This window comes from Paenibacillus sp. FSL R7-0198 (assembly GCF_038000415.1).
GTDB lineage: Bacteria > Bacillota > Bacilli > Paenibacillales > Paenibacillaceae > Paenibacillus.
In genome coordinates, this window is sequence record NZ_JBBOCB010000001.1 from 956,449 (window position 1) to 977,081 (window position 20,633).

Genomic DNA, 20,633 nt, shown 5'->3' on the forward strand with positions numbered 1-20,633 from the left:
CTGACGTCAATGTATCACATCTAGTTACCCATTCTAGTCGGAAACGGCTTGGAAATAAAGGGTCAGACTACGAGACGCCCCCTCTTCTCTGCCAACCCAATAATAGCTTCCACCCCTGAGTTAAACTCAAGAAAGTCCTGCTCAACCCCATCGCTGAATATAACACCATCCTCTGGCATCTGGGATACAATGTGCAATGGTTGCTTTGAATGAATCTGTCCAAACACCAGATTGGCAGCTGTCGTCCGGCTCGGAAACGGTTCACGTACTGAAAAATATAAGTACGGCGCATCCCAGTTAAAATGATTCAACTCCTGCCTGCTTCCATGAATGGATGCGGATACTGTAGCGGCCTCAGCTTCGGAATTCAAGTTCTGCCATGCCGCCGACCCTACAATTCCGGTGGCTCCGGCCAGCACACTTTTGAACCAGCCTGTTGATCCCATACCTGTGGATACAATGATACCACTGGAGGATTGTTGTTCTGCGGATGAACCCAAACGCACTTCATAACGTGCCGATACATGTGTCTTCCGGCCAATGAACAGATCATTCACACCATATAGATACTGTCCATCATTGAGTTCCACTTTGGCGAGAGTGACTTCTTTCAAGGTTCGTTGCTTTCGAATGACATCAGGAACAATGAAGCTGAGATCCTCCACAGTAAAAGGTAATAATACCCCATCCCACCGCATCGGGTCCGGGTTCACACCAATGAGCGGCTGCTCGGTTACATATTTGAGGGTGTTGGCTACAAGCCCATCCTGTCCGACCACAACCACGATATCCTGCTCTCCAAAGATAAAATTGGGTACATGTTCCCGATCAATCGTCTGTACACGACCCAACTGTCCCAGTTGCTGCTGTGCCTGCTGCACAGATAGCCGATAACGACGGTCTTCCTCCATATAATCACTGAAGTCTGCGCCCAGACGTTCAATATAGAACTGAGCTTGCTGCACCGTGTTATATCGAACCACCAGTTCTTCCAGTCTGGTCCGGCGCTTCACCAGAATCAGTTTATGTTCGCTCATTCGATCATCTGCCGCAGGCTGCTGAGGTTCAGATTTCCCTGCCTGTTCTGCTTGCTCTCTTCTTCCTAATCTCATCTCGCTCGACCTCCCTGATCTCTGCCCGGCGCGGGAGACATTAATCCCTGCAACAGATCCGGCGAGATATTAAGCTGTCCGATCTTGCCTGCATTTTCAGCCAGTTCCTGGAACGCGAGTGCGATCAGCTTATCGGAATTCATGCCCATGTTTGCCATCGCTTGCAGTACATTTGGCTGTACATTTTGCAGTGAATTCATCACGGCAGCAATCTCATACGCTTTGGCATCCGCTTCCGCATTGTGATTGGCAATGGTTAACTCAATCAGTTGTTGCTTACGTTCCTCCATCGCTGTATTGAATTGAAGCTGCTCCTGCTCCATCTCGTTTTGTTTCTGTTTCACCGAGCGCTCAGCCTGCAACTGGGTCTCGCGAATTTGCTGTTTCTTTGTCTCTACGGCAATTTCGGTGTTCAGTTCGTTCTCTTTCACTCTGCGTTCTTGTTCAATCGATGCATTGCGACGCACATAGAGCGCTTCATCTGCTTGACGCAAAATCTCTTCACGCGCTTGTGCTTCCAATGCACGCATCGTCTCTTTATTAGGCAGAATGGCCAGAATGGATAGACTCATCAGCTCAACGCCCAGTTTCTCCAACTCTTCACTTTGCACAACTTCACGTTTCATGCTGCTTGCCAGCCGTTCACTGGATTGAATGGCCTCCTTCAGCGGCATTTGCTCCAGATGTTTCTTGGTTAGTACTTTTGCTGTGGTGATCACCCGTTGGTCCAGCTTGCCGGGGTCGTCGGAGATATACCGATTTTTGCGCAAATTGTACGTGTAATTCAGACTCTGGGTTATTTTCAAATAATCCACTATGCGATAGCTTAGCTGCCCTTGCACAGTAACCGTCTGATAGTCCGCTGTAATCTCTTCGAACATGAATGGTACATCCACCGAGGACACGGGTAGAACCACTACCGATGTGGTCGGCTCATAATAATAGAAAGACAATCCGACACCTTGACGTTGTACCTCACCATTTTTCACTTTCATGACATACTCACTGGGTTGAAATTTCGCAAATCGGAATCCAAACATGGCTCATTCCCCATTTCTTTATATTGTCGTTTTGATATTATCGAAATGATAACAAATGAATTTGATATTGTCAATACGACATTAACAAAATGTTTATATGCCTATTTAAAGAAAGCGGGTCCGTTCTATATAAGTTGAACTAAAGATTATTTACACTGACACTCCGCTGACAGAATAACCTTCTAATCGCTGTTATCCCCAGATTTTTTCGATTCCCTTTTCTAAAGGGAAAATCCGGTGATAAAGGCGAACGCTTCGCTTTTTCAGTTTTTCTGTCCTCTCCGTTATCGTGTAAATCAATAGTTAAACTTATATAATCTCTTTTCACAAAAAAATAAAGAGATCGAATCATTTGATTCGATCTCTTTACCTGCTACGTTATTTTCTATTAATGCATGCTGATGATGCACCAGGCATCCTTCATAATAAAAACGGACTTTTTGAACTATCTCTAATACAGTTGTTCCATCAGTCTCGCGATTGCAACAGCACCCTGTGCACGGTTCGCTGTTTCTTTCGGAGCAAACGTGCCATCAGGCATGCCGTTCAGCAGTCCAAGTTGTTGCATCGAAGCTACAGCTTCTTTTGCATACCCGGCGATCTCGGCGTTGTCTACAAACACCATATCTCCTTGTACAGAATTGGTCGCAACATCACGCTGTACAACCTTCAGTGCTCTGTTCAGCATAACGGCCATATCTTCTCGTGAAATACGTTCATTGGCTCCAAAGCTTCCATCCGCCCGGCCTTGAATAATGTTCATTTCAATTCCGAGTCGTACTGAATCGGCATACCACTGCCCTTCCTTCACATCTGTTGGGATTGAGATAGATGGATCGGGCTGGCGTACATCACCAATACCTTTAATAATCATTTGCAAAAATTGTGCTCTGGTCAGTTCACCTTGTGGGACAAAACGTGTTGCACTCATCCCCGTAATAATTCCCTTCCCGTAGAGGTTCTGCACTTCTTGGAGAGCCCAATTGTGATTTTGCAGATCATGTAATGGCACTTCAACTTCTGCAATGACATAACTGCCCGATTCCAGCGGTTTGAACGCCATCGTTTTTGTCTTGTCATCGTACTTGGAATACATAACAGGTTTCATTTCACCACTTGGAGATACGGAATGTACAACCATAACTACATCATTCTTTTTAGGTTGCTCCACATTGGATAGGGCAACTTCAACCGCTCTGTTTGTCCATTGCAATGGCTTATTGTTCATTAACAGATTCACATCAACAATTGCGTGATTACCGATCGCTGCTTTTTGCGATGTGGACAGTGTATCTGTCGATCCTTTTGCCACTACGATGTCGAACGTTCCCGCAGTCTCCGCAATGGTTAGCGGGAGTGATTTTAGAGGAACACGAACGGTAGTTTGTCCTACAACTACATCCAGGGATTTCACTTCCTCGGAACGAATCCATGCTGCCAGTTGACTTGCAGCCAACTGGAATGTGACTGTCTTGGCTGTGTCGGGTACATCTGCAAGCAGTTTCAACGTACGATTTCCTGCATCCATGGATTGCAGTGCCTGAGTTAATTGAGATACATCTGGACGAATCGAATACTTGTCATCCCCGGTTGCTGTTCCTTTTACCGTTATTAGACCCTTCGCTGGCGGATTACCAGGTTCAGCCGGTGTTGTTACAGCCGGATTCCCCGTTGAAGGGGCTGTTCCCGGGTTGGACGGTTGTGATGGTTCACTTGGTTGGGATGGCTGGCCAGGGCCAGGTGTTACATCTAGACGTACAAGTTTACTCACAGCATCTTGTAACGCACGATCCGCATTGCTCACATCTTGCGTTGAAGTTTCAACATCCAGAATGAATGCCTTCGCTTCAGAAAGTGCCTTACTGAATACATTCCAGCTTGATGTCGTGTATTCGGTTTGTTTTAATTTCTCAGCGGTATCTACAGTAGTTTGCAGTGCAGATTTGTCCGCTGGGAACGTACCGTAGGCTTCAAATTCCATGAATCCTACCCATGTGGGACCTGTTTTAATCCTTACCCGAATGTAACGTCCCTCCGTGCCTTCTGGAAGTACATGGCTAGGTGCGGTCGATACAACAACATCACTTGTGGTGTCCACTACTTTCACAAAATTTTTGTTATCGTTGGACACTTCGATCGTATATTTGATGCCGCCACTCCACATCGACATTTCGATTTTACGGAGGTTAGCAACCTGACCCAAATCCACTTGCCACCAGCTATCCTTACTCTGGTCTGTTCCCCATGAAGTGTTTGGATTGTTGTCAATTGCACCTTCAGGAGAGTTGGCTTGATTGCCTCCTGTCCCTGCACTGCTCGAAGCCGTTGCCGTTTTGCCCGTTGTTAAAGCCTCCAGAGAGACCAGACTAGTAAAGGCTTGTTTCAACGTATTCAGTGCTGAATTCACCTCAGACTGAACAACAGCATTGTTATCTCGGACCTGAATCGCTGCCTGCAAAGACTGTTCCAATACAGACCAGCTCCGGCGTGTATAGGAAGATTTAGTCTGCTGCTGCATTTGTTGAATGTACTGGTGCAGTTGTGTTTTGTCCACATTGGATAGACCATCAATGGCATCATGCAAACGTTTAACCGCTGTATTCGCATCCGTCTGTGTCGCTCTAGGATCATTCAAGACCTGCTCAGCGCCTTCCAGCGCTTTGGTCAATACCGCCCAAGTGGCCGCAGACCAGTCAGTCTGCTGATACGTGCGCGCTTCCGCTATTTTAGCTCTGAGCTCGTCAAGCTGCGGGGCGATAACTTGCATCTGCTGCATCACACGTTCCAATGCTGTTGTCGCTGCATCTGTATCTGCTTGAGTCACCCCACCCGGCGTGTATGCCTGTTGGTATACATCTTTCGCTGCCGAGATTGCCGGAGCCAGAGTCACCCAGCTTTCCGGAGTAAAATCAGTCTGTACCAATGATTTGGCTCGTGTAAGTGCCGCATCCAGTTGCTGGCGGTCTGCGGGCAGAAGACTCAATCCACGTTTGTACACATCAAGGGACCATAATGCTCTGCCTTCATACGAATGCCCGCCGTTAGCCGGAAATTCATCGTAGTCAAACATCGCTTGGTTCTCCCAAGCATTCCCTTCGGATGCAATCCAGCCTACACCGGCCGGAATCCACGCCGGCTCCCAGTAGAAGAAACCTGCACCATGATTATTCGGCACGTTCGCAATCATGTCCATAATGCCGGCGATGGCATCATATTGACCTTGAACGGTTGCGGGAAAGTCTGCTCCACCGACATGAAGCGCTTCATCCGATCCGATGATATTGCCATGAGCATCCCCGTTTTTATAGGAAAATGGATAGGACGTTTCAGCGATAATAACATCTTTGCCAAACTCGACTGACACTTCGTTCATCGTTTTCTGTACATCCGCAAACGTCCCATGCCAGAACGGGTAATACGACAGTCCGATAATGTCATAGTCCAGTCCGCCATCACTTAACTCTTTAAAGTACCATTTGAATGTATCCACCTTGCCGCCTTCAGCCAGATGGATCATAATCTTCACCTTATCCGCGTTATCGGTCATCTCTCCTTCTACTGCACGTACAGCATCGACTCCGCTTTTCAGCAAGGCAACATTTTCGTTGAAATCCACGTCACTGCTCAAGCCGTTCAGAAGACCACTGTTGATTTCGTTACCGATCTGCACCATATCAGGCATAGCGTCTTCGGCTTTCATCTCACTTACAACTTCATACGTATAATCATATACAGCTTGTTTCAATTGATCGAAAGTATAACTTTCCCAAGCTTTAGGACGAAGTTGCTGTCCCGGATGAGCCCACTCGTCAGAATAATGGAAATCAAGCAGCACTTTCATTCCTTTTGCTTTCACCCGTGCGGCTAGCTCAATTACATCTTTCTTATCGTTAAAGCCCCCGGATTTCTGCGGGTCATTCCATAGACGAAGGCGTACGTAATTGACACCACGATCCTTGAGAATATCGAGCAAATCACGCTGTGTACCGTTGCTGTCCACATATTTTCCGCCTTTAGCCTCAATGGCCGTTAACGTGGAAATATCGACACCTCTAACATAGTCTTCACGATATCCCTCAACGATCACCTTAGCTTTAAGCTGAGGCTCTGGAGGCGCACCATATACCGCACCTGTCACGGTAAAGCTGCCCGCATGTGCGTACTCTGAAGGGTCAATACTGTCCCATTCCACTGGAACCATTCCTGATTTTCCATTCTGGTACCATGCTTTTACCTGATTAGGCAGAATTGGCGCACTTCTTGTCACCGTTCTCACTTCGATCTCATCATATCCTTTAATATTGGCTGGTTCAGTGCCTTCTGATTCTCCCCACACTTTGAACTCCAATATTTCCGGCCAGACTCCTTCACCCTTGTAAAAGGAGATGTTCAGTCTGATGTATCGCACATCATTCTGCTCAAACGTCAGATCAGCGATCTGTTTAGGATCGGCATTTTCACTTTGATCAACAACGTTGGTCCATGCCTGCTGGTCAGCAGATGTTTCTACCATATATTTCACAACCGTGTTTTCTCTCCACGTTATTTCCGCTCCGGACAGATTGTAGGCCTCACCCAGATCAATCATGACCCACTGTGGTTGTTCCGTTGTCACTCCAGCCTTAGCAGCCCAATGCGTGTCACTTTTACCATCAACCAAGTGCTCCTTCTTACTCCCCCACTCCAAATATTCTGTGCTTACCGTAACCTGCTTGTTAAGTGCCACGTTGACTTTTGCATCTTCTGCAGCCGCTGGACGAACCATCAGTCCCAGATCACAGAATAGTATCAGTAACACCAGACACCCGCTTATGTACCTTTTGTTCACTCTTGATCTCCCCCCTTTTTGTGTTTGATTGTGCATGGATCAATGAATGTTATGAATCCTCCTCATTGTAAGCGCTTAATAGTGATAGGCGACACGGCATAATCCAAAGGAAACAGCAGTTATTTTAACAATATGATCCTGTGACAGTTACATTTGAGCTATATTAATCACACTATTTTGCAAAAGAAACAAAAAAATCTGTCCGTCTACCGTAAGGCAGAACAGAACAGATTTTCAGGTATATGATCATTGTTACACTTATTTAGTAAGTTTCAATTCAAGCTGTACCTGGATATCATTTTCAGTTGAGAGCACAACGGAGTGTGGATTTTCCATTCCGAAATCTTCGAACGTTACCATGGATGTTGCCGACAACAATACTGCATTATTCTCATAAGCAGCTTTTGCGTCAAAAGTTACTTCTTTTTCAATACCTTTAACCGTAATCGTACCATTCATTTTGATATCAACCGTTTGACCGACAGGCCATTCCGCAGGTACCCCTTCAAATGAAGTCGCTGTAAATGTCGCTTGTGGATACGTAGCAATGTCGAAGAAATCCGCTTGCTTCACGTGACCATCACGCTGTCCATTCCCGGAATCAATTCCGTCCATCTCGATCTGTCCTTCTGCCTTCATCTGAGAAGCATCGTCTAAATTTATTGTCCAATTCCCTGTTACCTGCTCGTCCACAAAATTAACCGTCTCCTGTGAAGTGGTTACGGAGAAGTATACTTTGGAACCTTCGCTGATGTTCCAGTCTCCGTTCAGTTGCTCTGCTCCTGCAGTTTCATTGGCTACAGCCGTTCCTGTGCTATCTACAGTTGTTGTGGAAGTTGCTGTGCTGGCAGGAAGCACCTGTTCAATCTCCACGTTGTTCCCCAAGTAGCTATTTGCGAGATAGTAACCCCCGCCACCAATTACGGCAACCGCCGCCACACCTGTAATAAGCCATGCTTTTGCTTTCTTGTTCATCTGTATGTTTCCTCCAGTATATTATTGTTTAGATTGCTTGTTGGAGTGAATCATATCAATTGAATGTGTCAGGAAGAAGTCAAGATAAGACAAGTCCCATATTTTTTTCAAATCCGTAATACAGGATTGGCTTTACGCTCTAGCTCATGTAAAATCAGTACAAGTTTACTCAGCGAAAGGAGAACGCTTTTCTTGAAATCCATACTTATCGTCGAGGATGAACAAGCTATTGCACGAGTACTGGCTGCTTATCTGAGAAAAGCAGAATTTGAAGTTCATCATGCAGCAGATGGACCGACTGCACTTACCCTTTTTGATACCGTAACGCCTTCCCTGGTATTACTTGATGTGATGCTGCCAGGAATGGACGGATGGGATCTGCTGCGGATTATTCGTGAAAAAAGTGCTTGTCCCGTGATCATGCTAACCGCACTGGATGACATTTCAGACCGTCTCAACGGATTAAATGCCGGTGCTGACGATTATATGAGCAAACCTTTTGTACCGGAAGAAGTGGTCGCCAGAGTTAATGCGGTATTGCGCCGTAATCCACATTGGACATCAGGTGGCGAAGAGAAGCGTTCCTTTGGAAATCTCGTCATTGATCTTGCTGCCAAGCAGGTGCTGCTGAACGGTGCAGAGGTTGCACTCACACCTCGTGACCTGTCGTTACTGTTCTTCCTGTCCGATTATCCGAATCGTACATTTACCAGAGATCATCTTATTGAACAGGTATGGGGGATGGACTACGATGGCAGTGACCGTGCTGTGGATCTATCGATTAAACGACTTCGTCAAGCCCTCTCCCACTGGTCGCCAGAGACGGGAGAAATTCGGACGTTGCGAGGAATGGGGTATCAATTTTGGATCGCCAACTGAAACAGAAAAAAAACAAACGGACGATATCCATTCTGTCACACTGGACACTGCGATATTTTCTCATTTTGTGCATTGGTTTCACGATTATTGCGGCAGGGGCACTCTACTGGATTCGAACAACTTCTATTGAAAAAAGCCTCAAAACCGCAGAACTGCTTGGTCTGGAGATTGCCGATCATGTGACCAGTGAAAATAATATACTTCGTGTTCCACCCGATCTTGACAGACTGGTAACCAAGCGAGAGAAACTATTTAATACAGATCATTATTTTTGTGTCATGATCTTGGACAATAACAATCAATTGATCTTTTCCCAGCCTAAAATGGAGCAAAAAGATGTGCATTATCGACTGTCAGATGACTATCTTGAACCGCGAAACAACAAATATGCAGGTGTAACGGTCAACATATCCGAGGGAGATCAAACCTTGGGTAAAGTATGGGTTATGCAGTCCAAACAATCCATTACATTTGGTCCAGAGACGATATGGCTCGTGGCTCTAATCCTCGGAGGACTAATCCTCTGTGGATGGTTTACAATCTATCTCCTGTCCAATAAGTTATCTAGACCTATTCGTCAGGTCGCCTATGCCGCTGAGCAGATTCGAGGTGGCAATTATGATGTGAGCCTTGACTTGAATACACGAGAACGTGAGATCAATGAACTTGTAAATTCATTTCGAGATATGGCGACTCGTCTCCGACAACTCGAAGAATGGCGTACACTTTCGCTGGCAGGGGTCAGTCATGAACTCAAGACACCGGTAACTTCCATCAAGGGGCTTGTTATGGCAGTACGTGACGATGTCGTGAGTCCACAGGAAGGGAAAGAATTTTTGGATATCGCTTTGAAGGAGTCTGAACGTATGGAGCGTATGGTCGCAGATTTGCTTGACTATAACGCCATGGCTGCAGGAAGTGTTGCCGTTCGCAAGGAACGAACGGATCTGAAGCTGTTGGTCGGTGAGATCATCTATCAGTGGAAGATTGCTTATGAGGACAAAATGCCAGAGGTTCAGCTGCACTCCCCTCCAGTCAACTTCTTTACCATGGGGGATGCTCTGCGCATTCAGCAGATCATTGTAAATTTGCTTAATAACGCGCTTCATGCCACAGCTCCTGAACAAAAGGCTGTCTTCGATATTTATCTACACGCAGAAGAACAGATGCTGTACGTTGATGTCAAGGACAACGGCACAGGTATCGCGGCTGAAGACCAACCCAAGATCTTCGAACGCTTCTATCGTGGAGAGCTCAAGAAACGTCGTAACCGCGGCTTGGGGCTAGGATTAACATATAGCCGCCTACTTGCTCAGGAACAAGGCGGTGAGCTGACACTTGTCTCCAGCAGCCCGGAAGGAAGCATGTTCAGATTAAGCCTGCCACGCTGGACTGCAACACAAGAAGCCATGAATACAGAAAAAGCATACGGAGCAGCCGTTAAAGTGTAACGCAACATGCTAACATGACAAATAGCCCAGGATTCCATTCAGGAGACTGGGCTATTTCAGCGTTGTTCCTTGTTGCTTTATCCAAACTATCCAAAACGGAAGCAGTCAACACTCTAAGACACGTGGCCTGTATTCATCATAAGCATCCGAGATCAGTTGCTTATGAAGTGTACTACTGGCAATGATTGCTTTCCGCTTTGCTTTCAAAACGATCTGCTCTATATCCGCATAACTGCACCCTGCCAAGCGTTCACATATGTAATCTTCCAGCCGGGTCTCCTGTTCAAATGATCCCACCAACTTGCTGATATACAATCTGCGACTTGAATCATCAGGCATTCCATAGGTCATCTTCGTATCAAAACGCCGCCAGATGGCATGATCCAGTTGGGTTTCCAGATTCGTCGCAGCGACCAGAATACTGTCCCCATCGAATTCGTCCAGACATTGCAACAACGTATTGACGACACGCGCCATCTCTTTCACTTCATCATTGCTCTCACGCGTACGGCCTATGGCATCAAATTCATCCAGAAATAACACACAGGGATTCATTCGTGCATATTCGAATAACTTGCGTACATTACTCCCCGTCTCTCCAAGATGGCTATGAATGATTGCATCCAATCTCACGAGTACCAGTGGCAGATCAAGGCGCTCCGCCAGATGTGATGCCGTTAATGTTTTCCCTGTACCGGGAGGACCGAACATGACCATTTTGTTGGGGATTGATACATCATGTTCTCTGAACTTCTCTTTCATGCCCAGAATGGTGATGAATTCGTTAATGATACGCTCATTTTCAGCGGAAAATACAATATGCTGGGCTTTGCGCCTACACTCTTTTGGCGTGTAAAAAGCGGCCATATCGATCCCTTTTGCGCGGGGAATCCGGTTCATATGGTTCATTTTGCTCATGTAAACACATGCTCCTTCATTTATGGTTTCAGTCCGTGATTCAAGTTATATAGAACCACTTAGACTTTTAATCGTAATTATTACTATTAAATAATAGCACAATACTGCCTTTTTGCAAATATAACCACAGCATGTACACTATTTTGCCACAGAAGGAAGTCATTTGGTTGCAAGCTTTAATAAAATTTGCTATTCTAAGAGTGCATCGTTGTGTATAACGCAAAAAAGCCCTCCGAATTTCGTGAGAGAGCAAAAATTTTCCAGATTCGCAAGCGGCAACTTGTTATATCCGGATTCTTTATACCAACGACTGTAATCCAATTAAAAGTGAGGTTAACAATCATGGCAAAAGACGTATTGTGTGAAGTTAATTCCTGTCGTCACTGGGCTCAAGAGAACAAATGTAACGCTTCTTCGATCTACATCGTGAGTCACAGTAACAAAGAAGCAAGTCAGTCTGCTGAAACAGACTGTAAGACTTTTGAAGTAAAATAAGTAATTCATGTGATCCACTTAAAGGAGCCCTTACCGGTTCCTTTTTTCTTTGTCTATTGTAACAAGAATGATAATTATTATCAAGCCCTATTCTGTAAAAATCCTTCTCACCTCTTCAATGCACATTGGACAGATGACCTACGTACACTACGTAAGAAGTCAGTATGCCCATGAACGATTAGAACCAAGAGGTGAATAATAATGCCTGTTAAAAGTGGCACACAGTATCGCGAACGAATTGATGCACAGTCCGTCCCTTGCTGGTACAAAGGTAACCTTATTACTGGAAAACGCTCTGAACATGTAGCATTTGCTGGTTTAATGGAGACTCAGATGTACATGTATGATCTGCAATCTGACCCTCAATTTGCGGAAAAGATGACGTATGCCTCCCCGGCAGACGGCAAACCTGTGGGCATATCCTTCCTGCCTCCAACGAGTGCCGATGACCTCCGTAAACGACGGGAAGGGATGAATATCTGGGCAAATGTCCATCATGGCTTTCTTGGTCGCTCACCCGATTACATGAATACAGCCATAATGTCCTTTTACACAGGTGCCGATCTCCTGAACGAATTATCTCCCCAATATGCAGAAAATCTCAAAAATTATTATGCGTACTGCCGTGATCATGATATCACGTTATCCCATGCCTTCATTCAGCCATATGCCAGCAAAATCTCAGGGCAATTGGATGCTACTGAGGATGCTATCGCCGCAAAGGTCGTAGATCGCACCGAGGAAGGCCTCATTATTAGCGGTGCATTCATGATGGCTACACAAGCTGCCACTTCGGATGAGATTTTTGTCTATCCGTCACCTTCTCCCGCCCCATTTGATGACGAAAATCCATTTGCATTCTCTTTTGCTGTCCCTAATGATCTTCCGGGAATCACTCTGGTATGCAGGGATACTTACGCAGCCGAATCTCACACCAACTATCCTCTGAGTTCCAGATATGAAGAAATGGACAATATCGTCATCTTTGACCGGGTGCTCGTTCCGCATGAACGGATATTTTTTGCAGGAAGTGAGGAAATGTCCTCGCGTCTCTTCAGTGGTAGCAACTTTCATATTCATGCAGGTCATCAGGTATTGTGTCGTTATATAGCCAAGACGGAATTTGTTCTCGGTACAATCCAGCTTCTCACGGATACGCTGGATCTGAATACGGAAGCACATGTTATAGAGAAATCTGCACGTGTGTTCGCAGGTCTTGAATCGTTAAAAGCATTGGCTTTGGCCGCGGAGGCAGGTGCAATACCAGACGGAAGAGGATTTGTATTACCTGCACCCAAACCATTGATGGCAGCCAATCTCCTTTTTCCGAAACTTTATCCTGAGATGATTGAAATTTTGCAACTCTTGGGTTCGAGCGGGGTGATTATGATCCCTCAGGAAGAAGAGTTTCAATCCGATGTCGCTCCGTCACTGAATATATATCTGAAAGGGAACGATATGGCTTCTCACGAACGCAACGCTCTGTTTCGCCTGGTCTGGGAGCTTGGGGCTGGATCATTCGGGGGCAGACAGACCCAATTCGAACGATTCTTTTTTGGCAATGTCCTTACGGTGTCCAATCGATTGTTCTCCGTCTACAACAAAGATCAGACGAATCGTCAGCTCGTTCGTGATTTTCTATTCAACACCAGCAAATAAGAGAACCAATGAATCATTTTTATACCAGATGGTCATAGACCGTCATCAGTTCAGAGGCTGGTCTGCTTGCATCCATATCCCGCGATGCAGGCTGGTCTCCGTAACCGATATGGAATACCCCCAGCACCTTCTCTTCACTTGTCAAACCCATCAAATTCATAAACACAGGATGTTGTTGATAATCATTGATCTTCCAGACCGCATTCAAACCCTGTTCCGCAGCCAGAATACTAAAACGTTTGCTCCAGGCTTTGGCCGGCAGAAGATCATCCTCACGGGCATTTCTAGGCGCCACGACAACCAGATGGGTAGGGATTGCTTCCGTGTATTGATATGTAGCCCAATCGCCGTAGCGATCAGCCAGATGGGGTGGATAGCTCTGTCTGACCGCTTCCAGATATAGCTGTCGCCCTTCGCCTGCAAACAACATAAACCTCCAGGGTTCTGAACTCATCACATATAATGAAGGATCTGCTTCATCAAGCAACTTTCGTATAACCGACTGGGGTACTGGCAACGGACTGAATTCGCAAGTTCCTGCACGTCTCTTGCCGCTGCTTATATCTTGACTTAGACCGGTAGACATGGCAACTTCCCCTCCTCTATCTGCATGATATATCTATCCTTCAACCGCCTTCACATCAACCATGTTTTCTTCGGTTCAACAGCTTCCGTTCTCCAGCGATCTACCTCTTCGTGGATACGAGCTTTATCACGCGTCGTAAACTGTTCTGATTCCACCACTTCTGCTTGCGGCATGCTGTCACGTATCAAGCGAATGTAGTCCATGGAACGTATCAGAGACTGGCGTCCAGGGATGTACCTGATTTTGCGTCCTTCCAACAAGCAGTATATCTCGATCATACCCGGTAATTTTCCGAAGGCTTCCCAGCAGAATGCACTGACCATATGCTGAAACGCCTCAACTACGTTTGGATCATGGACAACCATATATTTCTGAATAAGCAGCGAATCCCAGCCTTCTGGCTGCCAGGCCGCCTGAAATATCATCGATAAATGCATGGATAATGAAGGTAACTCCGTTCTCCACTGTTCAAAAAGAATGGCTGGATGCTTCAAATCATCGTTCATTGCAATGGCGAGTGACAATTCATCCGTAATCTTGTTCTTCACATCCCAGTAATGGAGAACAGATTCGAAACCATCCGTCTTTCTGGGCCACCACTTCTCAAGTAAATACTGTACAGGTACCTCTTTGCGAACATCGGGGTCGAGACTGTAAAAGGCATTAACCGCATGGCTCACCGCATATTGTACACGGTGCCTCCATTGCAGTGGAAGACGCTGCTCAGACACTGGTTCAGGGCGGATGAATCGGTGTGGGCTGCGCAGCATTTCTTCCAATCTGTAATCTTCAAGCAGACGTTCAGGAAGGTCATTCCTTCCGACTGGCATCGCTGCCTGAACATTATGTCTTAACATGATCTTTAGGATACCTGTAATCCGGCAGCAGCGAAGCGTTTGCCAAAGTCACGGCATGTTTCTTTCTCCTGCTCAAGCGGACTGTATTCAATTTTCAACATCTCTGGAGATACCTCCGCCCCACGCTCTTGCAGCTTGGCAGCCGCGAGATCAACTGCACCGCAGAACTGCTCATACGAGGTGTCACCACTTCCAAACACCGCAGCTCTCTTACCGCTCAAGTCTAGTTCATCCAGCTCCTCATAGAAATCAAGGAATTCATCTGGCAACTCCCCGTCTCCCCAGGTGTACACACCGATCATGAATCCGTCATAGTCCAATACATCAGATGCATTACAATCCGTTACGGATTTCAGGTCAGCCTCGTGGCCTCCCTGTGTAATTCCTTCCACGATCAGTTCTGCAATTTCTTCTGTATTTCCTGTCATGCTCGCATAAGCCACTAACAATTTAGCCATCTATTTTTCCCTCACTTTAATTTGATCATGTTATATTCTCTCTATGAAGAAAGAATGAATTTTGGATTAACAAAATCATATGTGATAATGATTATCATTGTCAAATTAAATTTTTGGTTATCTTTGTTTTTCAGTATATGGCGCACCTCGGATTTCAACACAGCTAAAATACTTCATCCTTTAAGGTCAGATGTAATAGCTTCCTTCAATGATCCCGTCCCCCAACTGGCGTACAAGCCCTTTTTTGTTGTACAATAGTATCCAAATGACTTTTGAAGGATGGATAAATCATTATGTACGTAGCTAAGAATTGGAAGGACTATGAAGTAATCGATACAGGAGGCGGCGAGAAACTGGAGCGTTGGGGAGATGTGATTTTACGCAGACCCGATCCACAGATTATTTGGCCCCTTGAGCAAGAAACCAATGAATGGCGTCAGGTGCATGGTCACTATCATCGCAGCTCTTCCGGTGGCGGTAACTGGGATATGAAAAAGCCCATTCCCGAGCGCTGGACGATCGGTTACGAAAACCTGAAGTTCCATATTAAACCTACCAGCTTTAAGCACACTGGCCTGTTCCCTGAACAAGCTGCCAACTGGAGCTGGATGATGGATAAAATCTCTAATGCAGGACGCCCTATTTCTGTCTTGAACCTGTTTGCCTATACAGGCGGAGCAACGGTAGCCGCAGCTTACGCAGGCGCTTCTGTTGTGCATGTGGATGCTGCTAAAGGCATGGTTCAATGGGCCAAGGAAAATGTTCAATTATCCGGACTGGCTGATCGCCCTGTTCGTTTTATTACAGATGATGTTTTCAAATTCGTACAACGGGAACAACGTCGCGGAAATCGTTACGACGCCATTATTATGGACCCTCCTTCTTATGGCCGTGGCCCTAATGGAGAGACATGGAAACTGGAAGAGAACCTATATCCTTTCTTGAAGTCATGTATGACGATCTTGTCGGATAATCCATTATTCATGCTGGTTAACTCCTACACTACAGGCATTTCCTCTACGGTTCTGCGCAACATGTTGACCATGACCATGTCTGCTCAGTACGGTGGTGACATTACTGCAGGTGAAATTGGTCTGCCAATCACACGCAGTGGTCTGGATCTGCCTTGTGGTATTCTGGGCCGTTGGGAGTCTTAATCATGTCAGAACATCGGCATGATCACGATGCAATTCCGATTCTGTTCGAAGACAACCATCTGTTAGGTATTACGAAGCCGGTCAATGTACCTACCCAGGAAGATGCATCAGGTGATCCGGATTTGCTTACATTGCTGAAGCAGGATCTGAAAGAACGATACAACAAACCTGGCAATGTTTATCTCGGGTTAGTACACCGACTTGATCGTCCTGTTGGAGGGGCAATGATTTTTGCCAAGACTTCCAAAGCAGCTTCGAGATTGTCCGAGACTGTGCGGGGACGCCATTTCCGTAAAATATATGCGGCTGTTGTACACGGCAAGTTGCCTGCACAGCAGGGGACGTTAAAACACACGCTGCTGAAAGATGCACGCACAAATACCGTTACTGTTGTGCCTAAAGGCACGGCTGGCGGTAAGGATGCCGTTCTGGATTATCAGGTCATTGGGGAGACAGACCGATATAGCCTCGTTCATATCGAACTGCACACCGGCAGATCTCATCAGATTCGGGTGCAAATGAAAGAAATTGGCTGCCCTCTGTACGGGGATCAGAAGTACGGTGCAAGCGTGAATAAACCCGGGCAACAGATCGCTCTCTGGTCTGCGATTGCAGCTTTTCCTCATCCAGTTACCAAGGAAGAAGTTATTCTGCAATCTTTGCCTGCAAGAGAATTCCCCTGGGCAGAATGGCCAGCTGCTGTGTACCAAAAAGCTTTTGGACAACCTCTATAAATACGTGTTCAAAAAGACTGGTTTTCAGTAACGAGAAGATGGGATCACAAGCATTTTTATCGAACAACCTCTATAAATGCACAGGATCAGGTTAGATCTGTCCATATCACGTGTCGTTCAGATTCTGTATCTGAACGACACGTTTTTTCATATTTTCAGCTATATACCTAAGACAGAAAGGAGACATCATGATGACCCCGTTTACCAAACAAGTCGTTGCGATCATCGCGGCGATTCCCGAAGGTAAAGTGATGACGTACGGTCAGATTGCAGCCCATGCCGGAAGTCCAAGAGCCGCGAGACAAGTCGTACGTATTCTGCACTCGATGAGCCGCAAGGAACGTCTGCCCTGGCACCGTGTCGTCAACGCAAAAGGCGAAATCTCCATACCGGACGAACACTCGCGCATGATGCAGGAAACAGAACTGATTAGCGAAGGTGTGGAGTTTCAACTGAACGGAACCATTAACCTCAAACAGTTCGGTCATGAGCCGGATCCTGTATTTCTTCTCGATCCAACGATCCAGCCCAAATAATAAGATTACTCTCCTCATATTGCGCACACCAAAAAAAAGAGAACTCAGGCAGTTAGGGTTACCCCATTTCAACTGCTAGAGTTCTCTTTTTGGTTTTTATCTGATATTCGTTATGCTGTAGCCGTCGCTTTTTCCTGTTCTACAGTAACAGGTTCAACAGCTGGTTTTGTTTTCCGAATAAAGAACGCCATGATCAAAGCAACCACGGTCATTCCCGTTGCAACGATAAATGCATAGTTTACACCGTAAATCGTTGCATCTGCTGTAGCAGCTAACATCGCTGTCTTATTATTAGGATCAACTTGGCCAGCAGCCACTGCATCCGCCAGATGTGTTTTGAGCTTGCTACTCATGATGGTAACGAGAATCGCTGTACCGATCGCACCGGCAACTGTACGCAATGTGTTGGACATCGCGGTACCATGCGCGTTCAGACGCTGAGGCAGTTGATTCAGACCTGCTGTTTGGATCGGCATCATCAGCATCGACATACCGAACATACGAGCCGTATATATAAACATCATGTAGCCGTACGTAGTATCGATTGCCAGGCGACTAAGTCCCCAAGTAGTAATTGCCGTAATGGCAAGACCTGCAACCGAAAGCCAGCGTGCGCCCACTTTATCAAATATGCGACCTGTAATTGGAGACATAATCCCCATTAATATCGCACCAGGCATCATCAGAAGTCCTGATTCAATTGGTGAGAATCCACGAATGTTTTGCAAGAAAATAGGGAGCAGGATCATACCTGCAAACATCGCCATTGTCACGAGCATATTGATAATCGTTGTTAATGTATACATGTTGTATTTGAAAATACGGAACTCAAGGAGCGGATGATCTGTTGTCAGTTGACGAATAACGAACAGAATCAGGGATATCGCACCTACGACGAGACATCCAATGACAATTGCACTGCCCCATCCATCGGTACCCGCATCACTAAATCCGTAGAGCAAACTACCAAAACCAAGTGTAGATAAAATAACGCCTGGATAATCCAGTTTAGGTCTGGACTGACGTGTTACGTTTTTGACAAAAGCAATACCAATTGCTGTTGCAATAATAGAAAATGGCAAGATGATGTAGAACAACAATCTCCAGGAATAATGCTCAACCACATAACCTGAAAGTGTAGGCCCAATCGCAGGAGCCAGAATCATCGCGATCCCCATGGTTCCCATGGCCTGACCACGTTTCTCAATCGGGAAGATGGTCAGGAATACAACGGTCATGAGAGGCATCAGGATACCTGCACCTGCCGCTTGAATGACACGACCTACCATCAGAATGGTGAAGGTTGGACTAAGACCACAGACTAATGTACCTATGGTAAATAGAGTCATGGCTGTAATAAAAATTTGACGCGTTGAGAATTTGGCAATCAGATATGCCGTAACCGGAATCAGTACACCGTTGACGAGCATATAACCCGTAGTTAACCATTGGGCTTTGTTTGCATTGATCGCGAGGTCTTCCATGATTTTAGGAAGCGCTACGTTCATCAGGGTTTGGTTCAGGAATGCCACAAAGGCACCAATTAACAATGCCGCTACAATCGGGCCTTTCTTGATGTTGTCCATCGCTGAGGATGGAGCTGCAGCAGTAGTCGTACTCATATGTTGTTCATCTCTCTTCCTTCTAACTTTTCAATCATTTGACTATGAATTCTAAGTAGGTGCTCAAGGTCTTCCTTCGATATATCCAGAATGGGTGACACTCTTTCCATCCACAAATGGTGCGTTTCCTGTTGGGCCTGTTCCCCTTTGTCCGTAATCTGAAGCTTAACGGATCGGCGGTCAGCATCCGAACGTGTGCGAACGATATACTCGCCTTTGACCAGTCGCTCCACAACAGCGCTCATGGAACTGCTGCCCATATGGCATAGCTCAGCCACTTCATTGATGCCAATGGAAGGACGCTCCCTCAGGATGGATAACACCATAAACTGGATCGAAGTCAGCTCGATCTCCTTGTTTTCATTCCAAAATGCTCGAAAAAGCATTTGATTCACTTGGCGGAACGAATTAATAATATAGAATACTTCATACGTATCAGTCATTGTTTCACCCTTTTACTTTTGGAATATAATATTTCGTACACGAAATATCAGGGGAACAATTATTTATTATAACAAAAATATTTACATAGTCAACTCTTTACATATGAATTCACAAAAATAATATCAGGACATACTAACTGTGTTACATCCATGTCTTTACTCAACTAACCTGGACACAGTGTGTATCATATGTAATTTGTAAATAAAATAACCATAGGGTTCCTGCATGAAACGAGCAGGCACTCCTATGGTTATTCAGAAGAATCAGCATGGTATTATACCGAAGTAGATAAGGCAGGCTCTTTGGTCTTCGGTGTTGTCATTTTGCCTAACAGATATACCAGCAATTGTTGATTGTGCATCGAAATGTTACTGAGAACAGAGTTCATGAATTCATTACGGATGGTGATTCCCCGCTCTGTCTCCATTCTTCCTTTCTCTGACAGAGATACCCACACAATGCGTCGATCCTGATTATCCCGATTCCTGCGAATCAGATCATTCTTCTCCATCCGATCAAGCAGCATGGTTACAGCAGCTGGCGTAGTCGCCAGATAAGGTATCAGATCCGAAGGTTTCATCTTCTGATGATCTTCAAGTACCTCCAGAACAGCCAGCTGAGCCTCCGTTAATGAGGGTGCCAGCTCTTGATCCATATGCAATTTATAATCTTTGGTTAACCTGGACCAGCACTTGGCAAAATCGGAATTATACATCTTCCATCGCTCCTCTCTGCAACCGGTTATCACTTCACCTGCTTAAGTTTTCGCGCTCCAAAGCCGCATTCCTGCTGCCTTTTTTCAATTTCCTAGCGATCGACCGTAATCGACGAAGGTTGTTAAACTTCGCATGAATGACCTCTTCTAATCCGCCTTCGAACAAC

The 20,633-nt window shown here is 45.8% G+C and carries 18 protein-coding genes; 7 read left to right on the plus strand and 11 right to left on the minus strand.

What is annotated here, in order from left to right:
* Window positions 1-62: 62 nt before the first annotated feature.
* The 4 genes from MKY87_RS03935 to MKY87_RS03950 all read right to left on the minus strand — a co-directional run bounded on the left by MKY87_RS03935 (window position 63) and on the right by MKY87_RS03950 (window position 7,955).
* Window positions 63-1,037, minus strand: coding sequence for a sugar kinase (locus tag MKY87_RS03935; protein WP_340967374.1), 975 nt, complete (start codon window positions 1,035-1,037; stop codon window positions 63-65).
* Between the two features lie 71 nt (window positions 1,038-1,108).
* Window positions 1,109-2,152, minus strand: coding sequence for an SPFH domain-containing protein (locus tag MKY87_RS03940; RefSeq protein ID WP_062835104.1), 1,044 nt, complete (start codon window positions 2,150-2,152; stop codon window positions 1,109-1,111).
* Window positions 2,153-2,603: 451 nt separating this feature from the next.
* A complete protein-coding gene (locus tag MKY87_RS03945) occupies window positions 2,604-6,980 on the minus strand; it encodes a glycosyl hydrolase 53 family protein (protein WP_340963044.1) in 4,377 nt (1,458 codons plus the stop codon).
* Window positions 6,981-7,238: 258 nt separating this feature from the next.
* Window positions 7,239-7,955, minus strand: a complete 717-nt coding sequence (locus MKY87_RS03950; protein WP_340963047.1) for a YceI family protein — start codon at window positions 7,953-7,955, stop codon at window positions 7,239-7,241.
* A 192-nt stretch (window positions 7,956-8,147) separates the two neighbouring features.
* On the opposite strand from MKY87_RS03950, the gene MKY87_RS03955 reads away from it, so the two are divergent.
* Both MKY87_RS03955 and MKY87_RS03960 read left to right on the plus strand, forming a co-directional pair.
* Window positions 8,148-8,834 (plus strand): response regulator transcription factor, encoded by a 687-nt coding sequence (locus MKY87_RS03955; protein ID WP_036613325.1) that lies wholly within the window; start codon window positions 8,148-8,150, stop codon window positions 8,832-8,834.
* Entirely contained in the window at window positions 8,819-10,285 is a 1,467-nt protein-coding gene (locus MKY87_RS03960) for a HAMP domain-containing sensor histidine kinase (protein WP_339783063.1), read from the plus strand. Before MKY87_RS03955 ends, MKY87_RS03960 begins: the two co-directional genes overlap by 16 nt.
* A gap of 105 nt (window positions 10,286-10,390) precedes the next feature.
* Here MKY87_RS03960 and MKY87_RS03965 read toward each other — a convergent pair whose 3' ends face one another.
* Window positions 10,391-11,203: an AAA family ATPase gene (locus MKY87_RS03965; protein WP_339783061.1), complete on the minus strand. Its 813-nt coding sequence runs from the start codon at window positions 11,201-11,203 to the stop codon at window positions 10,391-10,393.
* 342 nt (window positions 11,204-11,545) lie between these two features.
* Between MKY87_RS03965 and MKY87_RS03970 the strand changes: the two genes are divergently transcribed.
* A complete protein-coding gene (locus tag MKY87_RS03970; protein ID WP_076209985.1) occupies window positions 11,546-11,698 on the plus strand; it encodes a DUF1540 domain-containing protein in 153 nt (50 codons plus the stop codon).
* Window positions 11,699-11,899: 201 nt separating this feature from the next.
* On the plus strand, window positions 11,900-13,357 hold the full coding sequence (locus MKY87_RS03975) for a 4-hydroxyphenylacetate 3-hydroxylase family protein (protein ID WP_339783060.1): 1,458 nt from the start codon (window positions 11,900-11,902) through the stop codon (window positions 13,355-13,357).
* A gap of 19 nt (window positions 13,358-13,376) precedes the next feature.
* Here the strand turns inward: MKY87_RS03975 and MKY87_RS03980 are convergent, their stop codons facing one another.
* The 3 genes from MKY87_RS03980 to MKY87_RS03990 are packed head-to-tail and all read right to left on the minus strand — an operon-like array spanning window position 13,377 to window position 15,258.
* Window positions 13,377-13,943, minus strand: a complete 567-nt coding sequence (locus tag MKY87_RS03980; protein ID WP_133385300.1) for a nitroreductase family protein — start codon at window positions 13,941-13,943, stop codon at window positions 13,377-13,379.
* 50 nt (window positions 13,944-13,993) lie between these two features.
* Window positions 13,994-14,800, minus strand: a complete 807-nt coding sequence (locus tag MKY87_RS03985; RefSeq protein WP_339783058.1) for a hypothetical protein — start codon at window positions 14,798-14,800, stop codon at window positions 13,994-13,996.
* 5 nt (window positions 14,801-14,805) lie between these two features.
* Window positions 14,806-15,258 (minus strand): flavodoxin, encoded by a 453-nt coding sequence (locus MKY87_RS03990; protein ID WP_017687802.1) that lies wholly within the window; start codon window positions 15,256-15,258, stop codon window positions 14,806-14,808.
* A 293-nt stretch (window positions 15,259-15,551) separates the two neighbouring features.
* Between MKY87_RS03990 and MKY87_RS03995 the strand changes: the two genes are divergently transcribed.
* The 3 genes from MKY87_RS03995 to MKY87_RS04005 all read left to right on the plus strand — a co-directional run bounded on the left by MKY87_RS03995 (window position 15,552) and on the right by MKY87_RS04005 (window position 17,685).
* Window positions 15,552-16,415, plus strand: a complete 864-nt coding sequence (locus tag MKY87_RS03995; RefSeq protein ID WP_017687801.1) for a class I SAM-dependent methyltransferase — start codon at window positions 15,552-15,554, stop codon at window positions 16,413-16,415.
* Between the two features lie 2 nt (window positions 16,416-16,417).
* Window positions 16,418-17,149 (plus strand): RluA family pseudouridine synthase, encoded by a 732-nt coding sequence (locus tag MKY87_RS04000; RefSeq protein WP_339783055.1) that lies wholly within the window; start codon window positions 16,418-16,420, stop codon window positions 17,147-17,149.
* A 191-nt stretch (window positions 17,150-17,340) separates the two neighbouring features.
* A complete protein-coding gene (locus MKY87_RS04005; RefSeq protein ID WP_339790578.1) occupies window positions 17,341-17,685 on the plus strand; it encodes an MGMT family protein in 345 nt (114 codons plus the stop codon).
* Window positions 17,686-17,795: 110 nt separating this feature from the next.
* Here the strand turns inward: MKY87_RS04005 and MKY87_RS04010 are convergent, their stop codons facing one another.
* The 3 genes from MKY87_RS04010 to MKY87_RS04020 all read right to left on the minus strand — a co-directional run bounded on the left by MKY87_RS04010 (window position 17,796) and on the right by MKY87_RS04020 (window position 20,466).
* Window positions 17,796-19,307 carry a DHA2 family efflux MFS transporter permease subunit gene (locus tag MKY87_RS04010; RefSeq protein ID WP_091029016.1) on the minus strand — a complete coding sequence of 504 codons (1,512 nt, stop codon included), beginning with the start codon at window positions 19,305-19,307 and terminating at the stop codon, window positions 17,796-17,798.
* Entirely contained in the window at window positions 19,304-19,750 is a 447-nt protein-coding gene (locus tag MKY87_RS04015; protein ID WP_036613308.1) for a MarR family winged helix-turn-helix transcriptional regulator, read from the minus strand. Before MKY87_RS04015 ends, MKY87_RS04010 begins: the two co-directional genes overlap by 4 nt.
* A 275-nt stretch (window positions 19,751-20,025) precedes the next feature.
* The gene (locus MKY87_RS04020) at window positions 20,026-20,466 is read right to left on the minus strand and encodes a MarR family winged helix-turn-helix transcriptional regulator (protein WP_124116267.1); all 441 of its coding nucleotides are present in this window, start codon (window positions 20,464-20,466) and stop codon (window positions 20,026-20,028) included.
* Window positions 20,467-20,633: the final 167 nt, after the last annotated feature.

Excerpts from the sequence above, each read along its gene's own strand:
- MKY87_RS03965 (WP_339783061.1), bottom strand. The coding sequence starts at position 11,203 with ATGAGCAAAATGAACCATATGAACCGGATTCCCCGCGCAAAAGGGATC.
- MKY87_RS04010 (WP_091029016.1), bottom strand. The coding sequence starts at position 19,307 with ATGAGTACGACTACTGCTGCAGCTCCATCCTCAGCGATGGACAACATC.
- MKY87_RS04020 (WP_124116267.1), bottom strand. The coding sequence starts at position 20,466 with ATGTATAATTCCGATTTTGCCAAGTGCTGGTCCAGGTTAACCAAAGAT.
- MKY87_RS03985 (WP_339783058.1), bottom strand. The coding sequence starts at position 14,800 with ATGTTAAGACATAATGTTCAGGCAGCGATGCCAGTCGGAAGGAATGAC.
- MKY87_RS04015 (WP_036613308.1), bottom strand. The coding sequence starts at position 19,750 with ATGACTGATACGTATGAAGTATTCTATATTATTAATTCGTTCCGCCAA.
- MKY87_RS03990 (WP_017687802.1), bottom strand. The coding sequence starts at position 15,258 with ATGGCTAAATTGTTAGTGGCTTATGCGAGCATGACAGGAAATACAGAA.
- MKY87_RS03995 (WP_017687801.1), top strand. The coding sequence starts at position 15,552 with ATGTACGTAGCTAAGAATTGGAAGGACTATGAAGTAATCGATACAGGA.
- MKY87_RS03975 (WP_339783060.1), top strand. The coding sequence starts at position 11,900 with ATGCCTGTTAAAAGTGGCACACAGTATCGCGAACGAATTGATGCACAG.
- MKY87_RS03950 (WP_340963047.1), bottom strand. The coding sequence starts at position 7,955 with ATGAACAAGAAAGCAAAAGCATGGCTTATTACAGGTGTGGCGGCGGTT.
- MKY87_RS03970 (WP_076209985.1), top strand. The coding sequence starts at position 11,546 with ATGGCAAAAGACGTATTGTGTGAAGTTAATTCCTGTCGTCACTGGGCT.
- MKY87_RS03935 (WP_340967374.1), bottom strand. The coding sequence starts at position 1,037 with ATGAGCGAACATAAACTGATTCTGGTGAAGCGCCGGACCAGACTGGAA.
- MKY87_RS03940 (WP_062835104.1), bottom strand. The coding sequence starts at position 2,152 with ATGTTTGGATTCCGATTTGCGAAATTTCAACCCAGTGAGTATGTCATG.
- MKY87_RS04005 (WP_339790578.1), top strand. The coding sequence starts at position 17,341 with ATGACCCCGTTTACCAAACAAGTCGTTGCGATCATCGCGGCGATTCCC.
- MKY87_RS03980 (WP_133385300.1), bottom strand. The coding sequence starts at position 13,943 with ATGTCTACCGGTCTAAGTCAAGATATAAGCAGCGGCAAGAGACGTGCA.
- MKY87_RS04000 (WP_339783055.1), top strand. The coding sequence starts at position 16,418 with ATGTCAGAACATCGGCATGATCACGATGCAATTCCGATTCTGTTCGAA.